The sequence below is a fragment of the Prosthecobacter sp. genome (assembly GCF_044222345.1).
Classification (GTDB): Bacteria; Verrucomicrobiota; Verrucomicrobiia; order Verrucomicrobiales; family Verrucomicrobiaceae; genus Prosthecobacter.
Genome location: NZ_JBGANL010000045.1, coordinates 38,294 through 44,588 on the forward strand (window position 1 = coordinate 38,294; position 6,295 = coordinate 44,588).

A 6,295-nucleotide genomic window follows, 5' to 3' on the forward strand; every position below is an offset into this window, starting at 1 on the left:
ATGGTTCATCCGGGAAGTTGGTGCGGTGCTCAGGTGCCAGTGAGTATGTCTTTTGACTCATGCAGTGAGTAGATGCGCAGTTGGAGGAAGTCCACGTCGCGGTAGCCGTAGGCCATGCGGGTGAGCCGTCCGATTTTGTTGTTGATGCCCTCCATGATCCCGGAGCTGATGGGCTGGTCAAAGTAGCTGAGGATCTGACGTGCATGGGTGAGCAGTGTGTTGGCGAGCTTTTTGAGCGGTCCAATGGCTGTGGCGTAGGCTTTGAGTATCCAGTCTTGCAGATACTTCTGCGCCGCCTCCTTTCCAGGCTGGTGCCACAACTGGCGCAGGTCCTCTTTGAGATAGTAGGCTTTGGAGAGCGGCTCGTTGTAAGCGAGGGCCTCCTCCAGCTTAGGGCGCTTGTCCGGCGGCAGGTTTTCCTTGCCATAGAGCAGCAGGTAGCGCGTGCCTTTGATGAACTTCTGCCCGCCGAGTTCCAGCGTGCGCTGCAAGCCACGACGGATCTCGTCGATCTTCTCGTTGGCCAGCTTGATGATGTGGAAGTGGTCAAACACCAGCGCGGCCTCGGGCAGGTGCTCGTTGATGGCGCTCCAATACGCGCCGCTCATGTCACAGGCCACTGCCTCGATGTGCGCGCCGCTGCGCCGCAGCCGCTCCCAGAAGCCCTCCAATGCCTCCTTGCCGCGCCCTTTGCCCACCCATAGCACGCGCCCGCTTTCCAGATCGACCACCAGCGTGACGTATTTGGCCTTCTTGCCGAGGTAGTTTTCGTCCACGCCAATGCGGCTGACCCCATGCAGCGGCACGCTCTCAAAGCGCCGCGCCAGATCGGCCTTCACGATGCTTTTGACCGTGTCCCAGCCCAGGTGGGTGAAGCGCGCCACGTCCTGCAGGCTCATGCAGCGGCTCAGCTCGCAGACGAATCGAGCCAGGGCGCGGCTGTGGTGGCTGTAGGCGGGGGCAAAGGGGGGGAGTGCTCGAAGCTTCTGCCACAGGCACGACACTCGCATTTGGGCACCTCCACCACCAGCACCACCGCTTTGGGGCCGATTGGCAGGGTGTTGATCCGCCGCTGTCTTTTGCCACGCCTCCAATACTCCCGCCCCTGGCAGTGCGGGCACTCGATGTCCTCATCTTTGACGGCCAGATGGAACTCCACCCGGCCCTCCACATACTTCGTGCTGCGATACTCGTAGCCTTCGCGCACGCCAAAGGCGTGATATAGCAAACTCTGGCTCATTGCTCCCCTCTGCCATCATCCCGCCTCGTATGCACCAACTTCCCGGATGAACCACCATTTCTGCATGACTATGGCTTCACCGGGTAGACTTAAGACATCCGCGGCAGAGGTTTCTGGTAGTGTTCCAGAAACTTCGGATGCACCCACAGCACCTTACCTGTGATGTCCGTCACCTTCCTCATGTCGGCGAAGTGGGAGTCCTTCGCTCTGATCTGCGCCCGCAGCCAGCGGGCAAACTCGTCATCCTTATCCAACACTTCTCCGTAGGCGCGCTCCGCTAGCGATGCCGGTTCAGGCCTCAACCCAGATATTGCGATCGCCTCCTCGACATTAAAGGCTTCCTCATCGGCCTTGAGTTTGTCAGCCAGTTTCTGCGCTGTATCCGCCTCATCCATCACTGATCTTTCCAGCTCTTTGGACACACCAGGGAGATCTCCGGCAAGTCCGAGAGTTTTGATCCAGAGCACGAGCCTCCCGCTGATTTTCAGCCACTTGCCAGCTTTGACAAGCCACTGCTTCGGCACATCGAGTTCATACATCCCCTTCTCAGTCACATTATCATCGTGGAACGGTATGGGCCAATGGCTGTGCTCACACCATAGGGTCACTTTGAGTTTCGTGGCTGCCCACCCTGGCTTGTTCAAGAAACCTGGTTCCATGAATTTCACGCTGAACAGACGTGGCCCATCGTGTGCGTCGTCTGTCATATTTGCCAGGACGGCGCGAATGTCATCCCGAACCAACTGTTTGAATGCGGCCATCTGATCGCCCAGCGCATCAATCTTTTTGCTGATCGTGGCAGCTTGCGTGTCGGAAGAATCAAAGCGAGCCTCCATGAGATCGCGGAGTTCATTCACCATCATTGGCATCGGAGGGGGTATCAGCAGGCTTTGCAGAGGCACTTTCTTCCGACAGTTTTCCACTGAGCAGCGCGTGTGGCTTATGCCCTCACGCAGGTCTTCCTTGCATAACTCCACATCAAAAGCTCCGGCCCTGATTCCACTGGGGCAGTGTTCTCCACACAGCGCCAGTTCACGGATGCTCACACCCTTCCAGAAGTCACTGACCACTTCATGCAGCGTATCCCTAAGCCGGTCCATAAAGCTCATGGGAATCAAGCCACGAACCCTGATCTCCAACTCATCGTCATCCCGGAACTCAATGCGGGCCAGATCACCATAATCATTGGTTAAGAGTAGGCCGTGCTGCCAGTGAACGGCCTGTGTATAATCCTCGTGCCCCAACGAATACTCATGCAGACGGACGATGAGTCTGTAGGCCAAGCCAACCAGACGCTGAAGTTTGCGGCCCTGCGGCGGCAAGAAGCTGAAAAGTCGTACCATTTCAGTGTGTGCACCTTCCATTGGCGCTTCCCAGCGCGTTCTCCATACGGTTGGCGGAGTTCGGGCCACGAGTTGTGCAATGAGGGATGTCTCCCCTTGGCTGGTGACACCACGGCGCACAGGCAGACGGTAGCTGATCTCAGTATCCTCCATCAGCGCCACGAGCATGGAATGGACATCCGCAGGGTAACCCTGGCTGTCAGGATAAGGCGGAGTTGCCCACAACTGCGACAAGTCGTGGTGCGAGATGATGCCGTTGGACTGTTTCGCAGGCTCGAACTTTAGTACAAAGGCTACGGCCTGACTCAGCCAGTCAGGATGCAGGACCACGTAACGTGCAGGTTCGTCGCTTTGGTGGTGCCATAGCACAACGCCCACATCATGAGCGAGCTGTAAAAGTCGCAAGACCACCTCCCGGCTCAGGCCGTTTTGCTGGCTCACTTTGACCACTTCCTCAAGGCTTACGAACGGCATCATCGTCCTAGCCAGCGCAATCTGAAAGATCGTCCACCCGCCCAGCATCCGCCGTTTGAAGTAATTGTTCCCCAGAGCTTGAATAGCCAATTGACGTCGAAGTTCTTCGATGCCATGGGGTTCAAAGCTATCTACAGCTACATAGCCGACGATCATCGCACGCATGTCCTCATCCAAACTGCTTAAGTCCGGTTCTGTTACTGAGTCCACCTGTCGGCAGTGAGTAGCGACAAGAAGCACGCGCGCCCGGCTTGTGGCTCGGTTACGTATGAGTGTCAGCCATTCACGCACTTGCCCGCGTGCGATACCCTCACGGCCATGATAAGCCATCACATAAAGCGCCTCCGGGGTGAAAAACATCTGATGTGTTGTCCAGTAGGCCTCCTGTCCGCCCATATCCCAGCACTGAAAATCAATGACGTCCAGTCGTGCGCCCGGCAGTTGTCGCCTTGCATCATCCTCTATCAGTGATCCATATAAACTCAAATGCAGTTGTTCCCGGACCATGCCATGGGTGGTGTCGCGCTCGTGTCTGGGAGTGACTCCACGCAGAGCATCAAGGAGACAGCTCTTGCCGACTTTACCGTTGCCAACCAGCATTAGTTTCCCAGTGAGCACATCTTCTCCGACTTCAAGCTGTTGGAGCTGGCTACAGAGGGCCTTCCACCCGCCACGTTTCCAGATTGCGGCAAGGTCAGCGCGGAGCATTCCACTTCCCACTTCAAGCTTACTAAGTTTCGGAAGAAAACTCAGACTCACAGGCAGGGTGGATATCTGATTGCCATTGAGCCTGAGTGTATCCAATGATGTTAATTGGCCAATCCACTCAGGCAGTGTGGTGAGTTGGTTGTTGTTAAGGTGAAGAGCCTTCAGTCCTGTCAAATGACTCAGCCATTTAGGCAACACGGTGAGCTGGTTCTTATTGATGTCGAGCGACTTCAGTCCTACTAATTGACTCAGCGTCTCCGGTAGCGTTGTTAACTGATTGCCGCCGAGCATCAGTAGTTGGAGGCCGGTCATCTGACCCAGCCAATCAGGCAAGATGGTGAGTTGATTGTTGTTGAGATCAAGTGACTTTAGCCCCGTTAACTGACTCAATGCCTCCGGCAGCGTTGTTAGCTTATTACGTCCAAGCATCAAAGTTTGTAGCCCAGTCAATTGCGCAAGCCATTCGGGCAGCGCGTTGAGTTGATTTTTGTTAAGGTCGAGCGACTTCAGTCCTACTAATTGGCTCAATGTCTCCGGCAGCGTTGTTAAGTAATTCCCGGCGAGTAGCAACGCTTGTAGTTCGGTCAACCGTCCTAACCACTCAGGCAGTGTGGAAAGTTTGTTGTTGTGAAGATTGAGCGTTTTCAGGCCAGTCAATTGCCTTAACGATTCCGGAAGACTGGTGAGGCCAATTGATGATAAGTCCAAAGATGTGTTGTCAGAGCGCTGGTATTCGTTAATACGCGACTCCGCTTCGTATAGAACTAGTTCGTGGTCCGAAGGGGCTTGTAAGGTCGGCTCTTGGCTCTGCATGACTAATCGCGTGTGGAGGTGATCACAGGCTTAAGGGCCCGGCTTGAATCTTAGGGTTCATGCCTTGCATAGATACGGTGTGGGCGCAATAAATTTGGCAGAGGATGGCAGGATAGAAGATGTCAGGCAAAAATTAGCATACTCCAATGGCAAGCCTCTGATAGACAATGCTCTTCAACGATCTCCCCCCTAGGCGACCCAGTGCGTCATTTTCACCCAGCACACCCCGCGACTGCCCGGCATCGGCTGCACCCCGCCGCACCTTTTCCCACCGCTTGCGCCGCTGACTCCGCAGGCCCCCTCGAACCAAGCAACCTCGCGGCCGCCTGCTTCCCAAACTCATCTTTACGTCTTCCCAATCTCTCCGCCTGCCTCCTTTTCTGGACCGTCTTCCGTGTATTCTGCGCGTTGATTCGCTACGCTCCCCTTCGGGCTCACCGCGTTCGTCTGTCTCGCTCCGCTCGGCTCCGTAGGCACTCAAATCTGGAATCTCTGCGTTCTCCAGATCTTTGCGGTGCATTCCCCTCCGCTTCAACAGTCCGACCAAACCACCGTCAACAATCGTCAACGACTGTAAACCTCCCCCTATCAACTTCCCAAGCAGCGGAAAAAAGCCAGCAGGAAAAGCGTCAGGAGTCGATTCCTGACAGCACGCGCCAAGCCTGCAGCGCTCTTTTCCCGGACGCCTTAATCAGTGCCCTAGGTGCGCGTGTGGTGAGCGGTTCAAATCTCTGCCCCCTCCGCCTCTCAGCCCCTCTGCGGCAAAAACGAACGTCCCAACGTCAGGATTTCTCTCGCCACTCTAGAATGCAGGCTGAAAAGGGACGCCGGCATCAGCGCCCCTAGTCAGCCTCGATTCAGGTCGAACGCAACGACTCAGAATCAGTAGCCACGATAGTAGCCCGGACGGCCGTAGTACGGCCCATAGCCGCTGTTGGAATACCGCCGCTGATCCTGCGAGTTGCCGATCGCGTTGCCCGCCAGGGCACCAAGGCCCGCGCCAATCGCCGCGCCTTCCAGGCCACGGCCGCTCTGACTGCCAATGATGCCACCGGCAGCCGCGCCGCCCAGGCCACCGATCACAGCACCGGTTTGAGCACTCGGCCCCGTCGCGCAGGAAGCCAGAGAAACCACAGCCATCGCGTTAAGAATGAATGTTTTCATAAGGTGTAGGGTTTGAGGGTTCAGCAACGCCAAAGCGCTGCTCATCCAAAAATCGCACCCCGCTTGGACCGTGGTCGTATGCCCGCCAACGATGATACCCCCGAAGGGCGCGACCCTGATGATCCCCGACGTTCCCTCCCCAGTTCGTCCTCGTCCTCCTACTCGAACTCGTCCTCGATCCCACCACTCCGCCTCATCCCAAATCGCCACAGTCACCCAGCCATATCCTTCCTCGCAACTCCGACCAAACCACCGCCAACCACAGCAAACTCCATCACCGCGCCGCCACCACATCCCTCGGCTTATGCTCCGTCAGAATCTTCGACAGCGACACCTCCACCGCATTTTCTCTTCCCAGAAACTCCAGCAGAATCCTCACCCGCTCCACGCCCGTCAGCATCGCATTCACGATCCCCTTCATCCCGCGCATCGGCCCCTCCGTCAGCTCCACCGTATCCCCCACCTTCACCCCCACCTCCACCTCGCAGATCTCCACATCCTTCATCTCCGCCTTCAACACCGCGATGGACTCATCCGGCACCGACGTCAGGTT

At 56.6% G+C, this 6,295-nt stretch carries 5 protein-coding genes; all 5 read right to left on the bottom strand.

Translation table 11 applies throughout. The features are described from left to right. Window positions 1-29 precede the first annotated feature (29 nt). Window positions 30-1,010, bottom strand: a complete 981-nt coding sequence (locus ACILSL_RS20380; RefSeq protein ID WP_395733905.1) for an ISL3 family transposase — start codon at window positions 1,008-1,010, stop codon at window positions 30-32. Next, window positions 908-1,240: a transposase family protein gene (locus ACILSL_RS20385; RefSeq protein ID WP_395733906.1), complete on the bottom strand. Its 333-nt coding sequence runs from the start codon at window positions 1,238-1,240 to the stop codon at window positions 908-910. The genes ACILSL_RS20380 and ACILSL_RS20385 overlap by 103 nt, the downstream gene beginning before the upstream one ends. Window positions 1,241-1,329: 89 nt before the next feature. After that, on the bottom strand, window positions 1,330-4,578 hold the full coding sequence (locus ACILSL_RS20390) for a COR domain-containing protein (RefSeq protein ID WP_395733907.1): 3,249 nt from the start codon (window positions 4,576-4,578) through the stop codon (window positions 1,330-1,332). Between the two features lie 882 nt (window positions 4,579-5,460). Continuing rightward, window positions 5,461-5,742 (bottom strand): glycine zipper domain-containing protein, encoded by a 282-nt coding sequence (locus ACILSL_RS20395; RefSeq protein WP_395733908.1) that lies wholly within the window; start codon window positions 5,740-5,742, stop codon window positions 5,461-5,463. A gap of 274 nt (window positions 5,743-6,016) precedes the next feature. Beyond that, window positions 6,017-6,295, bottom strand: a 279-nt coding sequence (locus ACILSL_RS20400) for a transcription termination/antitermination protein NusG (protein ID WP_395733909.1), incomplete at its 5' end; no start/stop codon positions are given.